The organism is Paraburkholderia sp. BR13444 (genome assembly GCF_040948755.1).
Lineage (GTDB): Bacteria > Pseudomonadota > Gammaproteobacteria > Burkholderiales > Burkholderiaceae > Paraburkholderia > Paraburkholderia youngii.
Map to the genome: position 1 here is coordinate 388,792 of NZ_JBFPKM010000001.1, position 26,397 is coordinate 415,188.

18 protein-coding genes and 2 tRNA genes are annotated in these 26,397 nt (G+C 62.6%); 13 read left to right on the plus strand and 7 right to left on the minus strand.

Features of this window, described 5'->3' with window-relative positions; all coding sequences use genetic code 11:
* The first annotated feature begins 97 nt into the window (after positions 1–97).
* The 4 genes from AB3X95_RS01675 (at position 98) to AB3X95_RS01690 (ending at position 5,288) form a co-directional block, all read left to right on the plus strand.
* A complete protein-coding gene (locus AB3X95_RS01675) occupies positions 98–2,083 on the plus strand; it encodes a sigma-54-dependent Fis family transcriptional regulator (protein ID WP_368620511.1) in 1,986 nt (661 codons plus the stop codon).
* Positions 2,084–2,221: 138 nt separating this feature from the next.
* Positions 2,222–2,371, plus strand: a complete 150-nt coding sequence (gene pqqA / locus AB3X95_RS01680) for a pyrroloquinoline quinone precursor peptide PqqA (RefSeq protein ID WP_217710596.1) — start codon at positions 2,222–2,224, stop codon at positions 2,369–2,371.
* 84 nt (positions 2,372–2,455) lie between these two features.
* Positions 2,456–2,737 carry a pyrroloquinoline quinone biosynthesis peptide chaperone PqqD gene (pqqD, locus tag AB3X95_RS01685; RefSeq protein WP_368620512.1) on the plus strand — a complete coding sequence of 94 codons (282 nt, stop codon included), beginning with the start codon at positions 2,456–2,458 and terminating at the stop codon, positions 2,735–2,737.
* A 520-nt stretch (positions 2,738–3,257) separates the two neighbouring features.
* Positions 3,258–5,288 (plus strand): TonB-dependent receptor, encoded by a 2,031-nt coding sequence (locus tag AB3X95_RS01690; protein WP_368620513.1) that lies wholly within the window; start codon positions 3,258–3,260, stop codon positions 5,286–5,288.
* Positions 5,289–5,409: 121 nt separating this feature from the next.
* Here the strand turns inward: AB3X95_RS01690 and AB3X95_RS01695 are convergent, their stop codons facing one another.
* The gene (locus AB3X95_RS01695) at positions 5,410–8,214 is read right to left on the minus strand and encodes a bifunctional YncE family protein/alkaline phosphatase family protein (RefSeq protein ID WP_368620514.1); all 2,805 of its coding nucleotides are present in this window, start codon (positions 8,212–8,214) and stop codon (positions 5,410–5,412) included.
* 456 nt (positions 8,215–8,670) lie between these two features.
* Between AB3X95_RS01695 and AB3X95_RS01700 the strand changes: the two genes are divergently transcribed.
* Both AB3X95_RS01700 and AB3X95_RS01705 read left to right on the plus strand, forming a co-directional pair.
* Complete coding sequence (locus AB3X95_RS01700; protein WP_368620515.1) at positions 8,671–9,513, plus strand: helix-turn-helix transcriptional regulator; 843 nt, start codon at positions 8,671–8,673, stop codon at positions 9,511–9,513.
* 83 nt (positions 9,514–9,596) lie between these two features.
* Positions 9,597–9,974, plus strand: coding sequence for a cupin domain-containing protein (locus tag AB3X95_RS01705; protein ID WP_368620516.1), 378 nt, complete (start codon positions 9,597–9,599; stop codon positions 9,972–9,974).
* 9 nt (positions 9,975–9,983) lie between these two features.
* Here the strand turns inward: AB3X95_RS01705 and AB3X95_RS01710 are convergent, their stop codons facing one another.
* On the minus strand, positions 9,984–10,730 hold the full coding sequence (locus AB3X95_RS01710; protein WP_184225640.1) for an SDR family oxidoreductase: 747 nt from the start codon (positions 10,728–10,730) through the stop codon (positions 9,984–9,986).
* A gap of 73 nt (positions 10,731–10,803) precedes the next feature.
* On the minus strand, positions 10,804–11,631 hold the full coding sequence (locus tag AB3X95_RS01715; RefSeq protein ID WP_368620517.1) for an SDR family NAD(P)-dependent oxidoreductase: 828 nt from the start codon (positions 11,629–11,631) through the stop codon (positions 10,804–10,806).
* Positions 11,632–11,727: 96 nt separating this feature from the next.
* Between AB3X95_RS01715 and AB3X95_RS01720 the strand changes: the two genes are divergently transcribed.
* The 3 genes from AB3X95_RS01720 (at position 11,728) to AB3X95_RS01730 (ending at position 17,862) form a co-directional block, all read left to right on the plus strand.
* Positions 11,728–12,594: a helix-turn-helix transcriptional regulator gene (locus tag AB3X95_RS01720; protein ID WP_368620518.1), complete on the plus strand. Its 867-nt coding sequence runs from the start codon at positions 11,728–11,730 to the stop codon at positions 12,592–12,594.
* A gap of 107 nt (positions 12,595–12,701) precedes the next feature.
* Positions 12,702–16,976, plus strand: a complete 4,275-nt coding sequence (locus AB3X95_RS01725; protein ID WP_368620519.1) for a TIR domain-containing protein — start codon at positions 12,702–12,704, stop codon at positions 16,974–16,976.
* A gap of 28 nt (positions 16,977–17,004) precedes the next feature.
* Positions 17,005–17,862 (plus strand): MBL fold metallo-hydrolase, encoded by an 858-nt coding sequence (locus AB3X95_RS01730; RefSeq protein ID WP_368620520.1) that lies wholly within the window; start codon positions 17,005–17,007, stop codon positions 17,860–17,862.
* Between the two features lie 166 nt (positions 17,863–18,028).
* On the opposite strand, the gene AB3X95_RS01735 is transcribed toward AB3X95_RS01730, so the two are convergent.
* Positions 18,029–18,115 (minus strand) — tRNA-Leu (locus tag AB3X95_RS01735).
* 227 nt (positions 18,116–18,342) lie between these two features.
* Positions 18,343–18,429 (minus strand) — tRNA-Leu (locus tag AB3X95_RS01740).
* A 422-nt stretch (positions 18,430–18,851) separates the two neighbouring features.
* Here AB3X95_RS01740 and rnr point away from each other — a divergent pair.
* On the plus strand, positions 18,852–21,347 hold the full coding sequence (rnr, locus tag AB3X95_RS01745) for a ribonuclease R (protein WP_368620521.1): 2,496 nt from the start codon (positions 18,852–18,854) through the stop codon (positions 21,345–21,347).
* Positions 21,348–21,479: 132 nt separating this feature from the next.
* The gene (rlmB, locus tag AB3X95_RS01750) at positions 21,480–22,223 is read left to right on the plus strand and encodes a 23S rRNA (guanosine(2251)-2'-O)-methyltransferase RlmB (protein ID WP_013089240.1); all 744 of its coding nucleotides are present in this window, start codon (positions 21,480–21,482) and stop codon (positions 22,221–22,223) included.
* A 108-nt stretch (positions 22,224–22,331) separates the two neighbouring features.
* Here rlmB and AB3X95_RS01755 read toward each other — a convergent pair whose 3' ends face one another.
* Both AB3X95_RS01755 and AB3X95_RS01760 read right to left on the minus strand, forming a co-directional pair.
* Positions 22,332–22,625, minus strand: coding sequence for a contact-dependent growth inhibition system immunity protein (locus AB3X95_RS01755; protein ID WP_013089241.1), 294 nt, complete (start codon positions 22,623–22,625; stop codon positions 22,332–22,334).
* Complete coding sequence (locus AB3X95_RS01760; RefSeq protein ID WP_368620522.1) at positions 22,622–23,455, minus strand: RNase A-like domain-containing protein; 834 nt, start codon at positions 23,453–23,455, stop codon at positions 22,622–22,624. Before AB3X95_RS01760 ends, AB3X95_RS01755 begins: the two co-directional genes overlap by 4 nt.
* Before the next feature lie 206 nt (positions 23,456–23,661).
* On the opposite strand from AB3X95_RS01760, the gene rpiA reads away from it, so the two are divergent.
* Positions 23,662–24,357, plus strand: coding sequence for a ribose-5-phosphate isomerase RpiA (rpiA, locus tag AB3X95_RS01765; protein WP_368620523.1), 696 nt, complete (start codon positions 23,662–23,664; stop codon positions 24,355–24,357).
* Positions 24,358–24,790: 433 nt separating this feature from the next.
* Positions 24,791–26,020, plus strand: coding sequence for a glycosyltransferase (locus AB3X95_RS01770; RefSeq protein ID WP_176119966.1), 1,230 nt, complete (start codon positions 24,791–24,793; stop codon positions 26,018–26,020).
* The last annotated feature ends 377 nt before the right edge of the window (positions 26,021–26,397 follow it).

Sequence of the window (26,397 nt, forward strand, 5' to 3'; positions counted from 1 at the left end):
TTCGCTTCGCCGCCGTCGATGAAATGAATGGCCCGGAGCTTGCTTAAGAGAACGGAGAAAAGTCTGGCAAGGTACCAGGCTCTGCTGGAGGGAGACAATGCGCGATGACGTTCATCCGGCCGTGGCTCAGACGGCCGTCCGGTCCAATGACTTTCCCGCGCCGGCGATTCAGAAAGCGCACGAACGGTCCGAAACGTTTGGTCTGTGCGCGTCGGCGCGGCCGGATTACGAGGTTCTTTCGAACGCGGGACTCGTGCTCAAACGCGAGCAGAACCGGGTGCTGTGCGCGCACGCGATGCCGGTGATGGAGACGCTGCGCGAGCAGATCGCCAACACGCAAAGCATGATCGTGTTGACCAATGCCGAAGGGCTGATCCTGCATTCGATCGGCGACGACGATTTTCTCGCGCGCGCGGAGAAAGTCGCGCTGCGGCCCGGCGCGAACTGGGCCGAGGACCGCCAGGGCACCAATGCGATCGGTACGGCGCTGGCCGAGCGCTGCGCGATGGTCGTGCACGGCGACCAGCATTACCTCGCGGCGAACCGCTTCCTGACCTGCTCGAGCGTGCCGATTCTCGATCCGTATGGTGACGCGATCGGCGTGCTCGACGTGACGGGCGACTACCGCAGCTATCATCAGCACACAATGGCGCTCGCCAAAATGTCGGTGCAGATGATCGAGAATCATCTGTTCACGACCACCTTTCACGAAACGCTGCAAGTGTCCTTCCATAGTCGTCCGGAGTTTCTCGGCACGCTGATGGAAGGCATCGTCGCGTTCACGAGCGACGGACGTTTTCTGTCGGCAAACCGCAGTGCGCAGTTTCAGCTCGGCATGCCGCTCGCCGGGCTGCGCGCGCATACGCTGTCGTCGCTGTTCCAGACCACCAGCGCGCAACTGATCGATCGTGCGCGCGCGAGCCTCGACCCGCACCTGATGCTCAATCTGAGCAGCGGCGCGGTGGTCTGCGCGCGCGTGCAGTTCAGGCGGGCGTCGCTGGCCGAAGGCAGCCGCCCGGTCGCCGTGCACGAGGGCGCGCGGGCGGCGGCGCGCGAGGAGCCGCCGCAGACCGCTGCCGGGCTTTCACGTCTGAGCTATCTCGACACGGGCGACCCGCAGGTCGCCGCGGTCATTGCGAAGGTCAAAAGAGTGATCGGCAAGGACATTCCGATCCTGATCAATGGCGAGACCGGCACGGGCAAGGAACTGCTCGCGCAGGCGATCCACAACGATTCGCCGCGCCATGCCGGGCCGTTCGTCGCGGTCAACTGTGCTTCGATTCCCGAGACGCTGATCGAATCCGAACTGTTCGGCTACGAGGAGGGCGCATTCACCGGAGCGCGGCGCAAAGGTGCAATCGGCAAGCTGCTGCAGGCGAACGGCGGCACGCTGTTTCTCGACGAGATCGGCGACATGCCGTATTCGCTGCAAGTGCGGCTGCTGCGCGTGCTGCAGGAACGCGTCGTCAACCCGCTCGGCTCGACGCGCAGCATTGCGGTGGACGTCGCGATCATCTGCGCGACGCATCGGGACCTGCGCGTGATGATCGCGCAAAACCGCTTCCGCGAGGATCTCTACTACCGGCTCAATGGCCTCGTGGTGCGTCTGCCGCGTCTGCGCGAGCGGACCGATCTCGCGGTCGTGATCCAGAAGATGTTGCTGCGCGAATCGCTCGCGAGCGCAAGCGGGCAGCCGCTTCACGTCGCGCCCGACGTGATGGCGATGTTCGAGCGCTGTCCGTGGCCGGGCAACTTCAGGCAGCTCGGCAATCTGCTGCGCACCGCGGCGGCCATGGTCGACGCGGACGGCGAGATCCGGCGCGAGCATTTGCCCGATGACTTCTTCGATGACCTGCGCTGTGGCGTTGCGTCGAGCGGCGCGACGGATACGCGAGGCGCTGGCAATGCGTGCGTGCCGGAGTGCGCGCGCCTGCAGGACGTGACCGTATCTGTGATTGCCGCGGCGCTCGCGCGGCATGGCGGCAACGTTTCGGCGGCCGCGCGCGAGCTCGGCGTGTCGCGCAACATGATCTACCGGAAGATGCCCGCGGTCGAGCCGGGACGTACCGTGGAGGACTTTTGAGCCCATCGCGCCGTTTTCATCGGCGCTTCTGTTTCGCTCACGTGCTGTCACGCCGCTGTTGCATCGCGCAGCAGCGGTGCTCCAAAAATCAACACCGTCCATCTCCCGAATGCCCGCGCCTCGCATTACGACATCGGCATGTCCTTTGCTTTGAAGGGAGCGGCCGCGCATCGAGTGCGGTTTTTCATCCAATCGCAAACAAGGAGACATGCCATGCAATGGATTACCCCGTCGTATGCCGAAGTGCGTTTCGGCTTTGAAATCACAATGTATATCGCCAATCGCTGAGCGGGCTGCGGCGTGCCGCCCGCGCTGCACGTAGGGCGCCGCGGGCGGCGCAACGAACGACCATGAACACACTCTGCGATCGCAATGAACACGCGTGACTCGGATAGCGGCGTGCCGCTGTGCCCCCGCCTGCGAAGCGTCTTCCGCCTGCAGTGGGAAGCGGCGCAGGACGCCTACGTGCTGGTCTATGCCGAAGGGATGGTGAAGCTCAACGCCAGCGCCGGCGCGATCCTCGCGCGTTGCGACGGAGAACACGAGCTCGACGACATCATCGGCGAACTCGAACGGCTTTTCGGCACGTCCGAACTTGCGCCCGACGTCTACCGTTTTCTCGATCACGCGCGGCTGCGCGGCTGGCTGGATTGACCAGCCCCACGACTCAGTGCGCGCTGCCCGCTCTCAAGAAAGCCGCCACGCCCGCCGGGTCCCGGCGAGCCGTCGGCGCTCACGCAGTTGCGAAACGGATCTGTTTGCATAAGCGATCCGCATAGCTGCGTGGCATCTTTCCCATGCGAGCTCGCGTAGCTCACCCTCGATAGAAAGCGATGGCGTCGCGCTTGCACGACAACGATTTCGCATTCGTTGTCCGTGTGACCGTTCATGTCTGTGACACGCGCAAACGATAAATTTCGCGGGTCGAAGGGCAGGACCGCTCAGGATTTGTTTGCCACAGCATGAAGCCGATGCAATGTGCCGCAATGGACTGGAGTCAATGAGAACATCGCCATCCAGAATCGCCATCGCCGTCTCCGTTGCAACGTTGTCGCTCGCCACCGGGGCGAATGCACAACAGACTCAAACCGCGGCCGCTCAACAGACTGAACCACCGGTCACTCTAGGACCCATCGTTGTCAATGCGACGAGACCAGCGGCCGCTCCCGATAACGTGGACGACCCCGAACAGATCGTGAGCGTTAGCAAGACCGGCACGCCGCTCGGCGACCTGCCGATGAGCGTGGAGGTCGTTCCGCGCGGAATTCTCGACGAACAAGGCGCCATGTCGTTGCAGGACGCGATCCGCAAAGGCAACGTGTCCGGAGTGAACTACGGCGGTACCGATTCGAAGGGCTTCACCGACCACTTCATGATCCGTGGCCTGCAGGCGCAGACCTATGACGACGGCTTTTCGGACGGCGACCAGGTCAATGGCCCAATGCATTCGCTGCTGGGCGTCGAGCGCATCGAGGTGCTCAAAGGTCCGGGCTCGGCGCTGCTAGGCAGCGGCCCGCCGGGCGGCTCCATCAACCTGATCCACTACACGCCGTCCGCACAGTTCCACTGGGGCGGCGATATCCAGGCCGGCTCTTTCGGTACGGTCAACGCGAGTGGCTACGTCACCGGTCCAACCGGCATCGACGGACTGGACTATCGTGTCGACGCCAGCGCCAGCCGCTCGGACGGCTACCGCGGCCTGGCATCCTGGAATAGGGAAATCCGGCCCGATCTGCAGTGGAAAATCGGCGACCACAAGGTCGAATTCTCGATCGACGCGCAACAGTACATGGCAACGCCCGACTCATACGGGATCATCTACTACAAGGGTGCGCCGATTCGCAATGTCCCGTTCAACGCCAAATATTCGACGCCATTCGCGAACGCGCACGGCAACTACCTCCGTGCCACGCTGACGGACGAGTGGCGCGTCACCGACTACCTGACGATCAATAATCGCCTGTCCTACATGCACCACACGCTGGACTTCTACAGCAACGGCGACAGCACGCACGCGAAGGTCAAGGGCAACGCATTCGTCGGCCGCCAGTTGCGCGATCAGGACGATTCGCTCAACACGTTCGACTACCAGTTGGAACCAGTCTGGAAATTCTCGACAGGCAGCGTCCACCATACGCTGCTGACCGGCTTCGAATACCTGAACCAGGATCTCAACAGCGCGAAGACCACAGCAGACCTTCCGGACATAAGCAACATCTTCGCGCCGGTGCCGCTGGAAACATCCATCGCAAGCCTGCACTTCCAGTGCGCGCCCTCTCACTCGTGCCAGAACGATCATGTGAGCGCGAACTTCTACAGCCTCTATGCGACCGATCAGGTGGACGTGACGGACAGGTTCAAAATCCGCGCAGGGGTGCGCAAGGACTGGTTCGGTACGTCGCTGACCTTGAACCCGGTCCCCGGCGAGCCGAATCGTACGGCCAACGAAGGCATCACGCTGGTTCCTGGCAACACGTACACGCGCAACGATGCCCCGACCAGTTGGAGCGCCGGGATGTTGTACAAGCTGACGCCGTGGATGACGCCGTACTTCGGCGTATCGCGCAGCTATCTCGCGAACTTCAACTCCGAAAACACGGCTTTTTCCATCGGCCCACCGGAATCAGCGCTGCAATACGAACTGGGCATAAAGTGGTCATTCGACGACGGGCGCTACGTGCTCAACACCGCGCTGTTCGACGTCAAGCGCGAACACGTGGCGACCCCGTACGGCGAGGACCAACTCGCGTTCGATTCGCAGCGCACGCGCGGCGGCGAGGCTTCGTTCGACGCGGATCTCACGTCGAACTGGCATGTGTACGCGAACTTTACCGGACAGCAGGCGCATATCACTTATAGTCCGGACACCCCGGGCGCGGTCGGAACCGCCCCGCAGGGCGTGCCGGCCTTTATGGCGAACCTGTGGACGACATACCGCTTCAGCCTCTTCGGCATGGCAGGTTTTCATACGGGTGCGGGCATCGACTACATGAGCCGGATGACGAACGGCTTTGCCAACGGCTACGACTGGGCACCGGCCTCCGTGATCGCGAACCTGCAGTTCGGTTACGCGGAGCGTCACTGGGGAGCCGATCTGAACATCGACAACGTCACCAACCAGCGCTACTTCATCGCCACCAACGTGGTCGGTGCCTACCTCGGCTCGCCGTTGGCCGCGTACGTTCGCCTGCACGCGGATTTCTGATCGTGCACGGCAGCGGGCGGCTGTCCATCTGGACAGCCCGCCCGCCGATGGCAGCTACCGTGCGTGCAACGCGACGGGCGTTGCGATACCGCCCGCCGCAAGCTCGGACGATATCGCTCGATCAATCGTCATCGTCGTCGGCCGCGGCGACCGTCTTCGTCCCCTCGGCAGAGCTCTTCGTGTAGATCGAATGCGGCGCCGGGTACGGCTTGTCTCCCATCACGCCGGCCCACAGCACGCGGTTGAAGAGCTCCGGCGGAACCCGATCTTCCTTGGAGAAATCGAAGCCCTTCGTCGCGTTTGCCCAGTAAGTCGCGTCATGCAGCGGATGAATGTCCGGACCCTGTGCATACTGATTGCCGTCGTTGCCGGCGGATGTCGGGCCGGTGGCCACATTGCCCACGTTCGTACCTCTCAGAATCGTCGACGCAACGGCAGTGTAGGTCCACGAACCATCCGAGCCAGTGTCGAAGACGTCGGCCATCGGTTGCGCATACGCGGTGTTCAGGTTGATGTGCTGGGTGCCGAGCACGTCTTCCATGGTACGGATCGCGTTCACCTGGCTGTATGCGGTGCTGACAACGGCGTTCTTCTTCACGTATGCGCCAACGACGTAGGCCGGCGCGCGGTGCGAGTCGACGTGATCCGAACCGGCCTGCGAGTCGTCCTCGACCACCACGATCAGCGTGCTTTTCGCGTACGGGCTGTGGGCGACCGTTTCGATCAGCTTGCCCACCGCGAAGTCGTTGTCCGCCTGCTCCTGTTCGGCCGTCCCCATCTGACCGACGTTCTGCGCATAGCTGCCGGTGTGATCGGAACCCATGCGGACGAATTCAAACGACGGCAGATCGCCGTTCGCGACGTACTGCTGGAACTCGCGGTTCCATTCGAGTTCGCGGAAGGTGTCCGGATAGGCCTGATCGAAGCCGCGGTAGTACGGGTCCGTCAGCGTGACGAGCGACGGCTTGAGCGGGTGCACCTGAATGTTGCCGGCGGCAAACGGGTTGAGGAGGGGGCTCGCGATCGTGCCGATCGAACCGGTGTTGTTGACCATGCCGCCGTAGTTGCGGACCGTGCCGCCCGCTTGCAGCACCGCGTCATAGATGCTCGCTTTCTGGTAGCCGAACGGCGCATCCGGTACCGAAATGTCGGCGATACCCGGCAGCGCGTTGGCCGTGCCGCCCGGCAGCGACGCCGTGACCGTGCTGTAGGCCCCGCCCGAGGCACCATCGCGCATCGCGGTGGTGGCGAGGCCAACCGGCAGACCGCGATTGGCGCCTTCGGATTCATACGACATGCCGCGGCTCACGCCAGCGTAGTTCTCCTGCTGCGACACTTCCTCGGTCGGCGTGACGTGCGCGTGCTGCACCCACGACCAGCCATCCATCGAGCCGTCGCCCGGATCGGCGAAGTTGTCGATCGTGACGAAGTTGCCAGCGATATTGTGGAAGTTCGGCGTGGTGGCCTTGCCATACATCGTCAGCGACGGATCACCGTTCGAGCCGTTGCCGAGGTCGCCGAGAATCTGGTCGAACGTCCGGTTTTCCTTGACGACATAGATCACGTGCTTGATGTGATCGTGCAGGAAATTCATCGTCTGGCGATCGCTTTGCGACTCTCTGACCGAATAGTGGTTGTTCTCGTCGACCTGGCTGGTCAGCCGGGCCAGCACGTCGCCCCTCGGGACCGGTGCGCTCACGAGGCTGCTCTGCTCGAGACCGAACTGGTACTGGGCCGTCGTGCCCGACGTGTAGAGCGGATTCGGGCCGGTGTTCGACTTGCCGTTGATGATGTACATCTGCGAGCCGTCGGCGCTCAGCGTGACGTCCTTGGGCGCATACGCGGTCGGGATCAGGCCGGTGACGTGGTAGCCCTCGTTGCCATCGAGCGAGATCACGGCGATCGAGTTGTCGCCGTTGTTGACCGCATACAGGGTTCTGCCGTCGCGCGATACGGTTACGTTGACCGTGTCGCGGCCGCTGTACTTCCTGTTGCTGCCGCTGCCGTGATCATTGCCGTCGCCGGACTGGCTAGCGATGTCGATCGTCTTTTCGACCCGGTGGCTGGCAGTATCGATGACCGCAACCTGGTCGGTATTCGCTACGGCGACGTAGAGCTTGGACTGATCCGGCGAGAGGGTCATTCCATAGGCATTGCCTTTCACCGGAATGCGAGTGATGAATTGCGGTGCGGCCGGGTTCGACAGGTTGAGCACCACGACTTCACGGTCGCGCACCGACGAGATGAACGCGGTGTCGTCGGATTTCAGCGAAACGGCCCACGGGTATTCGCCGCCGGCAACGCCCTGCGTGCCCGACGTATTGAACGGACGCAGATCGTATTCCGACATGACGGTGTTCGACGTCGTGTCGATGATGGAGATCGAGTCGTTGTAGTTGTTGGCAACGACGAGGATCCTGCCATTGCCGGAGAGAGCGAGACCACCAGCGTTCGGCTTCGCGCCCGACCCGACACCCTTGCTGTGATTCAGGGCGATGGCTGCGGTTTGTGACCATTGGGCCGACGCAAGAGCCGACGGGCGGCTATATACATAGACCGCGTCGTCCGCGCCGCCGGTGCCGTACAGCGTCTGGTTGCCATTCCATGCGAGGCCATCGAACGCATTGTTCTGGTGGATGGCCTGCACGAGTTTCGGGGTGGCCTTGTTAGCGCCCGACACGTCGTAGATGAAGATGTACTGGGTCGAGTCAGTCTTGTCCAGCGTGCTGTTGCTGGCACCCGTGTAGACGGTGTTATAGCCTGCCGTAATCACGGCGAGCGTGTTGCCATCCGGGCTGAGTTGTGACTTGATGGCGCCGCTGACGATCTGGGTCGGCTTTGCCGAAAGCTGCGGGTTGAGCAACTGCTGCACGGCACCCGGTATAGCTCGCGGGGAAATGAACTGCCCGGTCGGCAGAAGCTCCATGTCGCCCTGCGGTGCGGCAAAGGCAATACAGCTTGTCAATAGTCCTAATGCAAATCCAGATTGAATGAGATTTCGATGCATTTTGTTTCTCTCCAGAATCAAAACAAAATAGCCAAATTGGATTGGAATGGAATCATTTGTCAGGTCGGTTTGCCCTGATCGAGGATATGTGCCAGCGATTCGTCCAGGCGGGACGCATTGCAACGGTGCCGCTCTGGAGCTTTCAGCACGGCAACATTTAGTCAGTTTGGAATGTCAGTGGAATGACACGTTTGAAGCATGCGCATTCCGAATGAATTTTTCACAAAAAATTATCTATCGATTGATATGCAATCGTAATTTAAATGTAAAAATATTCTTGAAATAAAGTGCTCGTTCCGACATCGTGGCAGGAGCTGACTCGCAGGGCCAACAAGTGTGTAATATCGACTGCAACGTCTCTTTGGGAGCAATCCCATGCTACGGGTACTTGAGCCGGGCGACTACTTCGGCGCTACCACCCTGCAATACAGGGATGATGGCATTTCGGTCGTGGAGACCCAATTCGCAACGGATCTCATCATTCCGCAGCACGAACATGTGAATCCGTTTTTCTGTTTCGTGCTGGACGGACGCGGTACACGATCCTGGCCGTCACGCGGCGGCGAAGACGGGCCGATGTCACTGACGCTTTTCCCCGCAGCCGTACCGCACGCAAATTGCTGGTACGGGGCCGGCGGCAAGGCGCTCCATGTCGAATTTTCGTCTTCGTGGCTGGATCGGCTGGGCGGTCGGACCCAAGTCCTCGATCGCCCGGATGACTTCGCCAGCGGAGCTCCGTTGTCGTTCATGCGCCGTCTCGTCCGCGAGTGCCGTGAGCAGGATTCGGCTACGTCGCTAGCAGTCGAAGGGCTGGTACTCGAACTTCTTGCGGCGTGCGAGCGGGCCGTCCCGCGCGCGGCGACGGTTGGCGGTTCACGTCGATGGCTCGCTCGCGTGGAAGCATTGCTGCACGATCGTTTTCGTGAGACGTTGACGTTGGACGAAATCGCTTCGGACAGCCATGTTTGCGCCGACCACCTTGCGCGGGAATTCCGCAAGCACTATGGCTGTACTGTCGGAGATTACGTGCGCCAGCTTCGACTCGATTTTGCATGCGCTCAATTGACCGGTGGACGCCATTCGCTCAAAGCGATTGCTCAGGCCGCCGGTTTCGCCGATCAAAGCCACTTTACGCGCGTGTTTCGGCGCAGGATGGGGCTGACACCAGGCGCGTACCGCGCGCAGTTGCTCGAAGGTCGCTCCCGTACCAAAGATTGACGGTCCGGTACAAGACCAACAGAACTGGCAAGGCCTACAGTGGCTCGCATCTTCGACACGAACTGACGTTCACGGAGACTGATGTGAGCACCGATTCCTTTCCGTACTCGACCCACCTTAACGTCCTCTACTCCTTCGGCGAAGTCATCGACGTGCCCGCCCTCGTGGCGGCAAACGGCCATCCCTGGTACAACCAGACGCTGTGTCAGGTGGACCAGTCGGTAGTTCGGCTGGGGGTCGTGCAGGGCGAATATCATTGGCACAAACATGACGCGCAGGACGAATTCTTTTATGTGGTTAGCGGACGCTTCCTGATTGACCTCGAGGACCGGGTCGTCGATCTAGCCCCGGGACAGGCGTTTGTCGTGCATAAAGGCCTGCTGCATCGCCCTCGAGCGCCTGTGAAAACGGTGATCCTGATGGTCGAGGCGGCGGGAATCGTTCCCACTGGTGACACCTGATGCAGATCGTCAGCGAGGCTCGGTCAGCGGGACGGTCTGGCCAGTCGAATCCAGACCAATTCCGCCGTCGCATATGATGGTTTGCCCAGACATGAAGGAGTTCGAAATCAGAAACTCAATCGCCATGGCAATGTCGTCAGGCTGGCCAATTCGTCCTACCGGCGTTCTCGCCGCATAACCGGCAAAAGCGGACTCCTTATCTTGCTCCGACAGAAAGTCCCACCACGGCGTATCAATGACGCCAGGGGAAACTGCGTTAATCCGCAACGGGCGTAGCTCTGCCGCCAGGATCGGCACGATCGCGGCAATCGCCGCGTTCGCTGCGCCGAGGCCCGCTGTTCCGGGCATGGCCGAGTGTGCCGATACGGCAGAGAGAAAAGTGATGCTTCCGGTTTTCGCAATCGACGCAAGGGCCGCCTGGGCACACGCGAAATGAGGAAACACTTTCTCATCGAATCCCATACGCACCGCATCGAGACTGACGGCTGAAAACGGGCCGCCACCCTTGCCACTGCCGAGCGCGAGAACCAGGTGATCGATTGCGCCAATCTCGGCAAACGTGCCGGCGATGGTCGATGCATCGGATGCATCGAATCTCACCGTATTTGCAGCGCCGCGCAACGCGGCCTTCGCTTTGGCCAGTTTCGCCGAATCTCGCCCGGCAATCGTAACCGCGTATCTCCGGTCCAGTAGCCGGCTCGCTGTAGCGAAGCCAATTCCGGAAGAACCGCCGACAATGAAGACATGATGTGACATGGTTCAAGTTTCCGCTCTTTGAAAAATGCCGGGTTTCCGGAACCCGGGCGGACCGACATCGAAGTTCGATGTGTCAATGTGCCAGCGACGGGTCCGTCAACTGAAAGCTGAGCTGACGCAGTCGCTTGCGAAGCGCAGGGTTGTAGGCGTCGGGATGAGCTCTGGCGAGCCTCATGCCGTCGAAATAGAGGCCGGTACGGCCTTCCATTGCGGTGCTGGCCGCAAGATGAAGAACCGCGTCAGCACCTTGCTCGACCGTGCTCAGAGGCGTGATTCCCCCATCCCTCACCATGGTCGTATCCATGTATGTGGCCGGATGCAGACAATTCGCCGTCACGCCGGTCTGCGCCAGTTCGTCGGCCAGATCGAACGTGAACATGATTTGCGCGAGCTTGCTCTGGCAATAGGCCGCGGTACCGCTATAGCCGTGGCTCAACATCACGTCGTCGAAATCGATCGGGTGTTGTCCCACGGAAGCAACATTGACAATCCGCGATCTCGAGCCCTTCAGCAATAGAGGCAGCAGAAGCCTCGTCAGGGCAAAGCCCGCGAGGTAGTTCACCGCGAACCGCAATTCGATTCCATCCGCCGTGACTTGCCTGATCGAGCCACGCGGACCGGTCCCGATGCCTGCGTTGTTGATAAGCAGGTCGAGTCGATCGTGCGCGCGTCCGATCGCGCTTGCCAGCGATTGAACTTCCGCGAACGCAGACAGATCAGCCGGATAAAAAGTCGCTTTGCCTCCCGCATCCGCTATCTCGCGAACGACGGATTCGCCCCGTTCCATGTTTCGCCCGTGAACGAGCACATGCGCGCCCTGGGCTGCCAGCCGATTCGCGACGCAGCGGCCGAGTCCGTCGGTGGAGCCGGTAACCAGCACAAGCTTGTTCGTCATGTTCATGATTGAATAGACTGGAAGTTGGTTTCGTCTTCATCCTGTGCGCTTTGCCGCGCGACAAACAGTGCTGGATCGATACTGGTATAGGGAGCTACCACGATGACGATGAACGTCAGAACCCTCGCCGCCGAACGGCGCCGTGGTGAGCTAGGCGCATTCCTGAGGTCGCGGCGCGAGCACCTGAGTCCGGCCGCGGTCGGATTGCCGGACGGTTTTCGACGACGCACGCCGGGGCTGCGCCGCGAGGAAGTCGCGATGCTCGCGGACGTCGGTATCACGTGGTACACCTGGCTCGAACAGGGGCGCGACGTCCGCGCGTCCGAAGAGGTGCTGATCGCAATCGCGGATGCGTTGCGACTGGACGCCGTTGAGCGGCGGCATCTGTTCGTATTGAGCGATCGTCCGTCGCCGGAACTCCAGTCGACGAATCCGGAAAAGCTCGAGGAGCCGGTGCAACGGATGCTCGCCAGCCTGTCAGGCCAGCCCGCTTACGTCACTGGCCGTCGCTGGGATATCCTGGGCTGGAATCGGGCCGCCACCTTGGTATTTGGTGACTACGGGCAGCTTTCGGTGGATGAGCGCAATCTGATGTTCATGGTTTTCGCGAATGCGCGGCACCGCCGTTTGCTCGTTGACTGGGAGGAAGTGGCGCGTGCGTCCCTTGCGATGTTCCGTAACGACAGTGCCCGCTATGTGGGCGATCCTGATTTTGAACGGCTGATATCGACGCTGCGACACAGGAGCGACGAATTCAATACGTGGTGGCGCAGACACGAGGTGCTCAATCCGTTATCGAATATCAAACGCATCAGGCATCCGCGAAAAGGCCTGATGGTCTTCGAATACACCAGTTTCGCGCTGCTGGACGGCTCCGATCGCAAGCTCACCGTCTACACGCCGCTTGACGAATGCCGGACCGCGGACAAGCTGGACGCCCTCATCGTGTCCGCCAGGCGCGAGCTATAAAGCATTGAGGCAATCAATGCTGCGCGCGGGATGCCAGACTCAAACACATGAGGTGGACGGTGTCCTTTCCGAGCGCAGTCAACTGCGGGACTGAAGTTCGCAGCGCGATGCCCAGAATCTTCATCAGCCACGCCAGCGCGAATAACGCTCTCGCGCTCGCGATCGGACACTGGCTTGCCGATAACGGCTGGGATGATTACTTCCTGGACCTCGAGCCGGTCGAGGGGTTGGCTGCTGGGCAACGCTGGCAGGAAGCGCTCAAGTCTGCGGCCGACCGCTGCGAGGCCGTGCTGTTTCTGATTTCGCCCGCATGGTGTGACTCTCGCTCGTGCCTGGCTCAGTTAACCTTTGCCAGATTCCTGGGCAAGACAATCTTCGGTGTGCTCGTCGAGGCGACGCCGATCGACGCCTTGCCGAAAGAATTGACGGCGCAATGGCAGGTCTGTGACCTCACCGCCGGGACTCAACGCCAGAGCTTCCGGGTCTCGCATGACCCGCTCGTTTCGGCAACTGAAGTCTCGTTCGCTAAAGCGGGGCTTGCCCGGCTCGAGCTTGGGCTGCGACGAGCCGGCTCCGCTCCGTCGGGCTTTCCGTGGCCGCCGGCCAACGATGCCGAGCGCCCCCCTTATCCGGGACTGAGAGCGCTGGAGGCCGAGGATGCGGCCGTGTTCTTTGGCCGGGACACGGCGGTATTGCGCGGGCTCGATACGCTACGCAGCGTCCGCGAGCAGGGGATCGAGCGGATGTTGGTCATCCTCGGCGCATCCGGAGCGGGCAAGTCGTCCTTTGTGCGGGCCGGCCTGTGGCCGCGCCTGAAGCGCGATGACCGAAACTTTTTGCCGCTTCCCGTGATCCGGCCGGAGCGGGCTGTTGTTACTGGCGCCACGGGACTCGTCGTCAGTATCGAGCTGGCCTTTCAGGAACTCGCGGTACTCAGGACGCGCGCCGAGATCCGCCAGGCAGTTCAGACTCCTGATGGATTCGAGCAATTGCTTGGCCAGCTTCAAACGCTGCAGTGCTCGCGGCTCGGGTCAGATGCCGTTGCGCCGACCGTTCTGGTCTGCATCGACCAGGGCGAGGAATTGTTCAGCGCGGAAGGCGAAGAGGAGTCTTCGCACTTCCTGTCCCTGCTTGCGAGGACGCTCGCCACGGCGCAACACGAGGGCATTCAGACGATCGGCAAACGGCAGCGTGCGCTTGCGGTCGTGGCGATCCGCACAGACGCTTACCAGCAATTGCAGAGCGCGCCAACGCTGCGCGGCGTGCCACCGCGTGTCTTCAGTCTCCCTCCATTGGAGCGCGCGGAATTCAAGGCGGTGATCGAGGGTCCTGCCGCGCGGGCTACCGCCGCCGGGCGTAAGCTGACGATCGAGCCAGCGCTGACCGAGCGGCTTCTTCGAGATACTGAAGGGTCAGACGCATTGCCCTTTCTGGCCTTCACGCTCGAGCGGCTATTTGCCGACTATGGCGCCACCGGAAGCTTCAGCGTAGCCGACTATCAGGCGATCGGGGGTATGCGCGGTTCCATCGAGGCCGCGGTCGAATCGGCATTTGCCGATCCCGGACGGGAGCCCGCCGTTCCAGCAAATAAGGCCGAGCGCGAGCGCCTGCTGCGCGATGGCTTGATCCCATGGCTCGCGCACGTCGAACCGCTGACGCAACAGCGCAAGCGCCGTGTGGCACGCTGGGATGAGCTTCCCGAATCCGCCCGTGCCGTCCTGAAGCGTCTCATCCGGTATCGACTGTTATTGCAAGACCGGCGCAAGGCCGAAGCTGGCAATGCGGAAGCCACCATCGTTGAAATCGCGCACGAGGCGTTGTTACGGCAGTGGCCTGTCCTTGCCGCCTGGCTCGACGCGGACGCGGATGCGCTCAAGACAGTCGCAAGCGTGCAGCGAGCGGCGCACGAGTGGCAAAAGCACGGGCAGGGGACGGCCTGGCTGGCCCACGCCGGCGAGCGGCTGACGAGCGCGGAGGCAATCCTGCAGCGTTCGGATTTCGAACGAATGCTGGGCACGGATGACCTTTCCTATTTGCGGGCTTGCCGCGGGCGCGAGGAGCGCGAGTCGCAGTTGCAGCGAATCGCTCACACACGGACAGCGTCCACGCAGCGACTCATCCAGGTACTGATGGGCGTAATCGCGTTCATTCTGATTGCGACAGGGGGGTGGATCATTCATCAGACCCGGACGGTCGCACGCCAGACTTCTGTTGTGCTGGCGTCGGCGGCGACGTTGGCGAACGACGCGGGAATCTACGATCGCGCAATGCGCTTTGCGATACTGGCGATGCGCAAGAGTTGGCTCTCGCCGGGATCGGTTGACGCAGAGCTGGAGCTCATGCGCGGCGCGCAGGCATCAATGCAAATTGCGTTGCTCGGCGGGCATCAGGATGCGGTCGATTCCGCCGTATTCAGCCCCGACGGCAAGCGGGCGGTGACCGCGTCCTGGGATGGGACCGCGCGGGTGTGGGACGCGGCTACCGGCAAACAGATCGTGCAGCTCAGCGGACATCAGAGGCTGATTTATTCCGCCGCCTTCGGCCCGGACGGCCGGCGCGTGGTGACCGCCTCGGCGGACAGGACCGCGCGAGTGTGGGACGTGGCTACGGGCAGACAGATCGTGAAGCTCAGCGGGCATCGGGATCTGGTTTATTCCGCCGCCTTCGACCCGGACGGCCGGCGCGTGGTGACCGCCTCGGCGGACAGGACCGCGCGGGTGTGGGACGCTGCTGCGGGCAAACAGATCGTGCAGCTCATCGGGCATCAGGGGCCGGTTTTCTCCGCGGCCTTCAGCCCGGACGGCCGGCGCGTGGTGACCGCGTCCGCGGACAGGACTGCGCGGGTGTGGGATGCGGCGACCGGCCAGGTGATCGCGCAGCTCAGCGGGCATCGGGAACTGGTGAGCTTCGCGGCCTTCAGCGCGGATGGCCGGCGCGTGGTGACCGCGTCCGATGACAAAACCGCGCGGGTTTGGAATGCGGCGACCGGCCACGTGATCGCGCAGCTCGCCGGGCATCAGGGACCGGTTTTCTCCGCGGCCTTCAGCCCGGACGGCCGGCGCGTGGTGACCGCGTCCGATGACAAAACCGCGCGGGTGTGGGATGCGGCGACCGGCCACGTGATCACGCAGCTCACCGGACATCAGGGACCGGTCAGCTCCGCCGCCTTCAGCCCGGACGGCCTGCGTGTGGTGACCGCCTCCGATGACAAGACTGCGCGGGTGTGGGATGCGGCGACCGGACAGACGATCGTGCAGCTCATCGGACATCAGGGGCCGGTGAACGTCGCCGTCTTCAGCCTGGACGGTCAGCGGGTGTTGACTGCATCCCGTGACAGGACAGCGCGCGCGTGGGACGCGGGGAAGGGGATCTTGCTGCTCAGCGGACATCAGGAGCCAGTCGTTTTCGCCGCCTTCAGCCCGGACGGTCAGCGGGTGGTGACGGCGTCCCGTGATAGGACCGCGCGGGTGTGGGACGTCGCCACGGGCAAGCAGATTGCGCTGCTCAGCGGGCATCAGGGGTGGGTTGACTCCGCTGCGTTCAGCCCTGACGGCCGGCGGATAGTGACCGCGTCCGCGGATCAGACCGCGTGGCTGTGGGACGCGGCCGCGGGCAAACAGATCGTGCAGCTCAGCGGGCATCACGGGGCAGTTTTTTCCGCCGCCTTCAGCCCGGACGGCCAGCGGGTGGCGACGGCGTCCGCGGATGGGACCGCGCGGGTGTGGGACGCGGCCTCGGGCAAACAGATTCTGGTGCTCAGCGGGCATCGGGAGCCGGTCGATTCCGTCGCCTATAGTCCGGACGGCCAGCGGGTGGTGACTGCGTCCTGGGATGGGACCGCGCGGGTGTGGGACGCGGCCACCGGCAAACAGATCGTGGTGCTCAGCGGCCATCGCGGCACCGTTTTTTCCGCCGCCTTCAGCCCGGACGGACGGCGCGTGGTGACCGCGTCCGCGGATGGGACCGCGCGGGTGTGGGACGCGGCGACGGGCAAACAGATCGGCCAGTTCAGCGGGCATGAGCGGGCAGTGGACTCCGCCGCCTTCAGCCCGGACGGCCAGCGGGTAGTGACCGCGTCCGCGGATCAGACCGCGCGAGTATGGGACGCGGCGACTGGCCTGGTGATCGCGCAACTCACCGGGCACTTGGGAGCCGTGAGCTCCGCCGCCTTCAGCCCGGACGGCGAGCGGGTGGTGACCGCGTCCGCGGATCAGACCGCGCGGGTGTGGCCTATCCGATGGCTTATGCAGAATCGAGGGCGGAGCCTGGCGATGGCGGTGTGCAAGGAAAGGCTTGTGGGAGCAAACTTGCTCACAACCGGTGATGGAGCCGCCCTTTCTCTCGTACGCGGGCGCCGGGGCGAAAACGTATGTGGATCCTGATTTGCCGACCGGACGACAGGAGCATCGAATGAAGCCGACACGCAACGCCGATTCCGTCCCAGGCGAGTGGTACATCGACACAGCGTGCATCAATTGCGGTGCATCGCGTCACGTCGCGCCGGGGCTGATTGTCGAACGAAACGACAAGAGTGTCTTCTTGCGGCAGCCCGTTACGCCCGAAGAGCACGTCGACGCATGGCGTGCGGTGCTCGTGTGTCCTACGGCGTCGGTACGGAGTGAAACGAAGCAGCCTCGTCCGGGTGTCGCGATCTTTCCACAGCCGATCACGTCGGCTGTGTGGCGCTGCGGATTTAACGCGCGGTCGTCGTTTGGCGCGCACTCTTACTTTGCGAGGCGTCCGGACGGCAATCTGATGATCGACTCACCGCGCTACGCGGCGGAACTCGTGAAATGGTTTGATGAGAACGGTGGCATCGCGCACATCCTTCTATCGCATCGTGACGACGTCGCGGACGCAGATAAATACGCCCGTCATTTCGGCGCGCGCGTCTGGATTCACCGGGAAGACATGTCGGCCGCGCCTTATGCAACGGACCTGCTCGACGATGGATCGGCAACGGACATTGCGGTCGGCGTAAGCGCGATCCCTGTGCCCGGGCACACGCGCGGCAGCGTGGTGTACCTGCTCGACGACAGCGTGTTGTTCTCGGGTGATTCGCTTGCGTGGAGCCCGCGCGCGGGGGACCTCGTCGCGTTCAGGGACGCGTGCTGGTATTCATGGACTGAGCTCACCGAATCGCTTGGCAAGCTAGTCGCGTATCGCTTCGACTGGTTGCTTCCTGGTCACGGCTGGCCCACGCACTTGCCGGCCGATGAAATGCGTGCCCGCTTGCTCGCGGTGGTTGTTCGCATGCGGAGGGATTGATGTTGATGGGCTTTCGTGGCGAGATCGGCGCATGTGCCGCAATGCAGGTGGGGCTGAGAGCGTGGCCTGGCGCTCCGGAAGCCCAGCTGTGAATAACAAAAAACCCCGTAAGACGAGCATCTTACGGGGTTTCTCGAACTACTTCGGCTTACGCCGGAACAACTTGTGGTGCCCAGGAGAGGACTCGAACCTCCACGGTGTTGCCACCGCTAGGACCTGAACCTAGTGCGTCTACCAATTCCGCCACCTGGGCACGTCTTCAAGCTAGACCGCTATTTTAGCAAGATGATTAAGTTTGTCAATCTCTGCTTCAAACAAACTTGCTTTTCTCATCGGCCCGGTTGAACGCGCAGCGGAGTGATGCAACCGCTACCGAACCACCGTCCTGCTGATCCGGCAATCGAAATAGGAACAGCGATTTCGATTGCCAGGCCTTACACAAAAAAGTGAGCCGCCAGAAGGCGGCTCTACTTTCGAATCTGGTGCCCAAGAGAGGACTCGAACCTCCACAGTGTTGCCACCGCTAGGACCTGAACCTAGTGCGTCTACCAATTTCGCCACCTGGGCGGGTGATGAACTGCAAAGACCGCCATTATAGCGACCGATTCCGACCTGTCAAGCGATTTGCCGAACGCGTTTGAACCTCGCGGCGAGCCGGCGCACGACGCGTCCGAACCACCGGCGCAGGCCCGCGTGGCGCCCGACACGGGTGTTAGAATGCCTCGCAGTAGTTCGTTGGCACGATGCACATCCGGTGTCGCGACGCGAGTGTCGACATGCGATCAGCCAGACGCGCGTCGGCCTCGCGTTGAACGAGCCGAACCCAGGCAGTTTCCTGTGCTAATCGCAGTAGAGCAGTCGAGCAGAAGAGCAGCAAGCAGCAGGTGTAATGACCGAGGCAGCGCAGCCGCCTTACAGATGCAGCCGAGCGCAACTGCGCGCATTAAGCAAACGCCTTCCAGGCCGGACCACATCGCCGACCGACGTCCATGCAACGAGAAAAAATCATCGACAAGCCCTTGAGCAAATTTCCGTATCCGATTCCAAGCCGCGAAGAAATCCTCGGCGTGCTGCGCACGAGTGAAACGCCGCTTGCCGCGAACGACATCGCCGAAGCCCTGTCGATCAAGCGCCAGGAGCGCGAAGGATTTTTCAAGCGTCTCGGCGCGATGGAGCGCGACGGCCAGATCCGGCTCGATCAGCGCAATCTCTATCAACTGACTCATCCGTCGAACTTCGTCGCGGGCCGCGTGCAGGGCCATCGCGACGGCTACGGTTTCCTGATTCGCGACGACGGCCAGGACGACCTGTTCCTGCCCAACGGCGAGATGCAGAAGGTCATGCACAACGACCGCGTGCTCGCGCGCATCGTCGGCTATGACCGGCGTGGGCGGCCCGAAGGGCACATCGTCGAGGTCACGGACCGCGCGAACAAGCGCGTGATCGGGCGTCTGCTCAACGAGAACGGCGCGCTGATCGTCGCGCCCGAAGACAAGCGCATCGGCCACGACATCCTGATCACGCAGAACACCCGCAAGGCGAAGGTCGGCCAGGTCGTGGTGGTCGAGCTGACCGATTTCCCGAGCCGTCATTCGCAGCCGCTCGGCCGCGTGGTCGAAGTGCTCGGCGATATCGACGACCCCGGCATGGAAATCGAAATCGCGGTGCGCAAGTACGGCGTGCCGCACGAATTCAGCGAGGCCGCGCTCGGCGAAGCGGCCAAGCTGCCCGACGAAGTGCGCCCGGCCGACATCCGCCATCGCGTCGATCTGCGCGACGTGCCGCTCGTCACGATCGACGGCGAGGACGCGCGCGACTTCGACGACGCCGTCTATTGCGAGCCGGTCAAGGTGGGCCGCGGCGACGGCTTCCGCCTGATCGTCGCGATCGCGGACGTGTCGCATTACGTGCTGCCGCAAAGCGGGCTCGACACCGACGCGATCGAGCGCAGTACGTCGGTGTATTTCCCGCGCCGCGTGATCCCGATGCTGCCTGAGAAGCTGTCGAACGGACTGTGCTCGCTGAATCCGCAAGTCGACCGCTGCGTGCTCGTGTGCGACATGATCGTCACCGCGCGTGGCGACGTGAAGGCGTATCAGTTCTATCCGGGCGTCATGCATTCGGCCGCGCGGCTCACGTACACCGAAGTCGCCGCGGTGCTGACAAACACCAAGGGCCCCGAGGCGACCCGCCGTGCGGCATTGCTGCCGGAACTGCAGAATCTGTATGGCGTCTACAAGGCGCTGTTCGCGGCGCGCCAGAAGCGCGGCGCGATCGACTTCGATACGACGGAGACGTACATCGTCTGCAACGCGCAGGGCAAGATCGAGCAGATCGTGCCGCGCACGCGCAACGACGCGCACAAGCTGATCGAGGAATGCATGCTGGCCGCGAACGTGTGCGCGGCGGATTTCCTGAAGCGCAACAAACACCCGGGCCTGTTCCGCGTGCATGCGGGCCCGAGCGCGGAAAAGCTCGAGAACCTGCGCACGTTCCTGCGCGGCATGGGCCTGACGCTCGGCGGCGGCGACACGCCGCACGCGAGCGACTACGCCGCACTGATGGCGCAGATCCGCGACCGGCCCGACGCCTCGATGCTGCAGACGATGCTGCTGCGCTCGATGCAGCAGGCGGTCTACAGCCCCGACAACATCGGCCACTTCGGTCTCGCCTACGAGGCCTACGCTCACTTCACGAGCCCGATTCGTCGCTATCCGGACCTGCTCACGCATCGCGCGATCTACGCGATCCTGCAAGGCCGCAAGTATCAGCCGCAGCCGCCGCACGGCGTCGAGCTCAATACCGCGCTGTCGCCGCGCGCCCGCGCAATGCAGCAGGCCGACGAGGAAAAGCGCGGTGCCCGCGCTCGCACGAACAACGTGGCGATCTGGGAAGAGCTCGGGCTGCACTGCTCGGCCAACGAGCGCCGCGCGGACGAAGCATCGCGCGACGTCGAAGCGTGGCTCAAGTGCTATTTCATGCGCGACAAGCTCGGCGAAGAGTATGGCGGCATGGTCAACGGCGTCACGTCGTTTGGCATCTTCGTGCAGCTCGATTCGCTGTTCATCGAAGGTCTCGTGCATGTGACCGAACTCGGCTCGGACTACTTCCAGTACGACGAGATCAGGAACGAGCTGCGCGGCGAGCGCACCGGCATTCGCTACCGGCTGTCGGATCGTGTGCGCGTGCAGGTGAGCCGCGTCGATCTCGACGCGCGCAAGATCGACTTCCGTCTCGTGCGCGATACGCCGATCAAGCCGCCTGCGGCGCGCGGTATGGCGGCGGACAAGGGTGAAGGCGCTGGCCCGCGAGTGCGCGTGTTGCCGTCGGCGGAAAGCGGCGCGTCGGTGCCGGGGCTGCGGCGCAAGAAAGCCGCGCCCGCGCAGAGCGTGGCGGTCAAGGAAGCGCGCGCCGCGCGCGGCGCGGCGAGGAAGCATGGCGTCGCGAGCAAGGCGGCGTCGAAGCAGGCACGCAAGAAGCGCTGAGGCTTTCACAGCGCCGGGACCGCGCGCAGCGGGCACGTGAACGCGTGCCGGTTGCGCGCGGTCTGCCTTTTGGTTTCATCTTCATCACAGTGGCGCGCGTTGAATGCGCGTCCAATCAAAGGTTGTTCAGTCATGGCACGTCATAAGGTTTTATACGGTTTCCACGCAGTGACCGCGCGTATCCGGCACGATGCGTCGACGGTCGAGGATGTCTATTACGACGCGACGCGCAAGGACCGTCGTATGACCGAATTCCTGCAGGCCGCGAAGGACGCGGGCGTGCGTCTGATCGCCGCCGACGAAACCCGTCTGTGGGGTCTCGCGCGCACCGAGCGCCATCAAGGCGTGGTCGCGCGCGCGGGCGATCTGCCGCTCGCGCAGAACCTTGCCGAACTGCTCGACGGGATCAGCGGTTCGCCACTGATTCTCGTGCTCGACGGCGTGACCGATCCGCACAATCTCGGCGCCTGCCTGCGCGTCGCCGACGCGGCCGGCGCGCATGCGGTGATCGCGCCGCGCGATCGCGCGGTGGGACTGAACGCGACTGCCGCGAAGGTCGCGAGCGGCGCGGCCGACACGGTGCCGTACATCACGGTCACGAATCTGGCGCGCGCGCTGCGCGAACTGAAGGACGCGGGCGTCTGGGTGGTCGGCACGGCCGGCGACGCGCAGAAGAGCGTCTACGAAACGGAACTCGACGGGCCGGTGGCGCTCGTGATGGGCGCGGAAGGCGAGGGCATGCGGCGTCTGACGCGTGAAACCTGCGACGTCGTCATGAACATTCCGATGGCGGGGACGGTGGAGAGTTTGAATGTGTCCGTGGCTAGCGGGGTGTGTCTGTTTGAAGCGGTGCGGCAGCGGGCGGTGAAGAAGTAGTTTTTCTGTCGTCGTTCTTGTTGTTGGTCGATTGATGGCGCCCGAAACGCGATGGTGGTTTCGGGCGCTTTGTTTTGCGTGCAAGGGATTGGCTATTCACGCAACAGGTTACGTAGTGAGAATTCTCGCTAATTCATCAAAGAAGGTGCTGGTTGTATATCCCCATAAAACGGGATCGAAATCATATCCACACGCCTCATCGAATTTTTCATCCAGTTTTTCACCTGCCTCCTGCCTGAATTTCTCTATTTCGGCCAACGTATCCTGGATCTCTTCGGGCGAACTGTCTCTCTTGAAGCAGGAGACTATCTCCTCCAGAGTCTCTCCCCAAAGGTCCGAGTCCTGATTGAGATAGCCGCCAAACAATGCATAGAACTGTGGGTACGATGTTTCGTCGATCATTTCAGTAAGTACGATGTGAGAATGTAATAGGGCATTCCGTTGTATTCCTCAAATTTAATAGAAACTCGAACAGTACTCATTTCTTTAAGTTCCCCCGTTGCCCGGACGACTCCATAGCCCACCTTGCTCCCTACGTCCTGATAGAGAATCAAAAGACGCCTTGGGTTTGACTGAGCCCAATTCCTGATTTTCGACGTGTTGGACTCCATCACCTTGGAGATAGCCCATTCCGCGGCCGCCAAGTCCCGAAACGACGATACTACTCTTCTCTCCGATTCCAATCGCAGCCGCTCCCGCAACTGCGCCTCAGTCCTCCCCACATGCTTCAGTATCGTATGCCCGCCGATCCGGCTACCGGCTTTGGCCTCATGCGCATCCAGACTAATCCGCCCCATCGTAATCCGCGCGACGCGCGCGGCTCTGATCGAGCCGATGAGTCCGAACGGCACCGCGATATCGATCGACACGCCAATCTGATTAGCCAGGTCCGGGCGGGCTTTCAGCGACTCGGCGAGCTTCGTCGCGCTTTGCTGTGTCAGCGTAGCCGTGTCCTTGCCCGTCAGCATCTGACGCAGACCGCTCGCCGCCGTGTCCGAGCCATGCACGCCGAACATCACGCAACCGGCCTTGCTTGCCATCGTCGGTTCAGGCAGCACGCATAGCGCTGCCGCTCCGACCATCTCCGCTACGCCTGCGGCGACCTGCAGGCCGCCCCAGAGCCGGTTGCTCAGCATCTCCGTCTGGCTGATCGATCCGCGCGTCAATATGGCGGCCAGCTGCGGCGCGCTGAGCACCAAGCGCACGCCATCTCCATCGTATTCCTGCGACATTCCAGAATCCTCTGTGGTCTTGCGGGCCTAAAAACTAGCAAGCACCACAGCGGTTCGATATGGGCGATGGATGATTCTTACGACTCAATGTGTCCAAAGGTGTCCGGCAATCGAGTGCGCTCCCCGGCACAAAGCGCGCCCAAACCGAACCCTCCCCCCGCCACTCCGGTAAACTATCGGTTTTTCACGCTTTTCCCGCCTCTCCCATGACTCAAGACGAACTCAAGCAACTGGTCGGCCAGGCCGCCGCCGATTACGTGAACGCCAACGTGCCGCAAGGCTCGGTGATCGGCGTCGGCACGGGCTCCACCGCGAACTGCTTCATCGACGCGCTGTCCGCCACCAAATCCCGCTATCGCGGCGCGGTGTCGAGTTCGCTCGCCACCACCGCGCGGCTGCAATCGCACGGCTTCAAGGTGCTCGACCTGAACGAGATCGACTCGCTGCCGGTGTACGTCGACGGCGCCGACGAAATCGATCGCAGCGGTGCAATGATCAAGGGCGGCGGCGGCGCGCTGACGCGCGAGAAGATCGTCGCGTCGGTGTCGGAAGTATTCGTCTGCATTGCGGATGCGAGCAAGGTCGTCGAGACGCTCGGCAAGTTCCCGCTGCCGATCGAAGTCCTGCCGATGGCGCGTACCGCGATCGGCCGTCGCGTGACGGCGCTCGGCGGCGTGCCGGTCGTGCGTGTGACGAAAGAGGGCGCGCCGTTCATCACCGACAACGGCAACGAGATCATCGACGTGAAGGGCTTGAGCATCAGCGACCCGCGCACGCTCGAGGCGCATATCAACGCATGGCCCGGCGTCGTCACGGTCGGCCTGTTCGCGGGCCGCGGCGCGAATCTGTGCCTGCTCGGCACCGACACCGGCGTGCAAACGATCACGTACGGCCAGAATTAAGCGGCTGCATTTCCGTTCGCTCTGACGCGTGTGAACCGCTCCAGCGGTTCACACGCGTTTTTTATTGTGCTCGCCCGCCGCAGCGGCAATCGCGCGCACCTGGCGGAAAATGCCTGGACCCGCGCGCAGACCATTCGCCGTCGATGCTAGCCGCGCGCAATGCCCGCCGCGTCGCGTGCGATTCGCCCGCGCAGCGCTCCGATCGCAACGCGTGGCCAGGACTAGCGAGAAGAGGTGACGACGAAAACGTCAGCCGTGGTGCACAGACGAAACCTCAGCAATCAAGCCGTGATTTTGCAGACGCGAACGGACTCTGCGAATTACTCGCGAACTGTCGCACGTCGAATGTGTGCACGCGCACGCACAGTCAGGAACGTGGCACATACACTCTTCTCCAAGGCCAGGTGGCGTTTCGTGACGGATAGGGCGGAATATGAAAGTGGCGATCGTGCACGATTGGCTGGTCGCTCCCGGCGGCGCCGAGAAAGTGCTTGAGCAGATCATCGAGTGCTTTCCCGACGCCGATGTTTTCAGCGTCGTCGATTTTCTCGAAGATCGCACGCCGCTTGCCGGTAAGCCGGTCACCACGTCGTTCATACAACGCCTGCCGTTTGCGCGCACCCGGTATCGCGCCTATTTGCCGTTGATGCCGCTTGCCGTCGAACGGTTCGATCTGTCGAACTATGACCTGATCATAAGCAGTTCTTGCGCGGTCGCGAAGGGCGTACTGGTCGGCCCACATCAGACGCACATCAGCTACGTGCATTCGCTGATGCGTTATGCGTGGGATCTGCAGCATCAGTATCTGCGCGACGCGAATCTGCTGCGCGGACCGAAGTCGTGGGCCGCGCGGGTGTTGCTGCATTATCTGCGCGGCTGGGACGCGCAATCGACGAATAGTGTCGATCGTCTGATCGCGAATTCGCAATCGGTCGCGCGGCGCATGCTGAAAACCTATCGGCGCGATGCCGCAGTGATTCCGCCGCCCGTCGATGTGAACGAATTCGAACTGCGCGCCGAGAAAGACGATTTCTATCTGAGCGTGTCGCGGATGGTGCCGCATCAACGCATCGATCTGATCGTCGAGACGTTCAACGCGACGCCGCAGCGCAAGCTGATCGTGATCGGCGATGGGCCGCAGATGGCGTCGATTCGCGCGAAAGCCGGACCGAACGTGACGGTCCTTGGTTATCAGCCATTTGGCGTACTGAAGGATTATCTGGCGCGCGCGCGAGCCTTCGTGTTCGCCGCCGAGGAAGATTTCGGCATCGTGCCGCTCGAAGCGCAGGCCTGCGGCACGCCGGTCATTGCGTTCGCCAAGGGCGGGGCGCTCGAAACGGTCGTGCCGGTCGGCGATCCGCATCCGACCGGCGTTTTCTTCGCGCGTCAGACGGCGGTGTCGGTGCTCGACGCGATCAACCGCTTCGAGCGGCTGAGCGCGTACATCACGCCGGCGGCCTGTCGCGCGAATGCAGAACGGTTTTCGGCTCAGGTGTTCCGGCGGGCGTTCATGGCCGAGGTTACGCGCACGATTGCGGCGGTCGCTCAGGGTCTGCCGGCGGCGGAACTGGGGGAGCAGGTGACGTGGGCGGAGTCCGATCTCGCGACCCGGGAACTCGGCATCGCCAGCGACACGGCGTCGAAAAGCAGGTGGAGGCAATGAGGTGAGGGTCTTTCGCTGTTCTTGCCTCGTGGAGTTTTCGATAGGAGAGGGAAGGGTTTTCGTCGTCATGCGGTGATTTCGCAACAGGCAGTAACGAGCCGTTCTGACCAACGCGTCCGGGCGGCTATTGGTGTGGGCGCGTCCGCTTCGCGCTTTGTGTCGGCAGTGCGTATCGCGTATCGCGCGAAACGCACCGCGCGTGCAAGGCGAGCCGCGGCCGGCCATTGTCAAGCAGGCAGGACTGGACTTCAAAAAACTACATCGGGGTGCGCGCCACGCGCTACGGGCGAGATATTCGCTGGTGCGGCATGCCTCGCGTGGCCATAACGACCTGAAGCAGACGTTCGCTATCGTGACCGCTGAATGACCTCACTGCG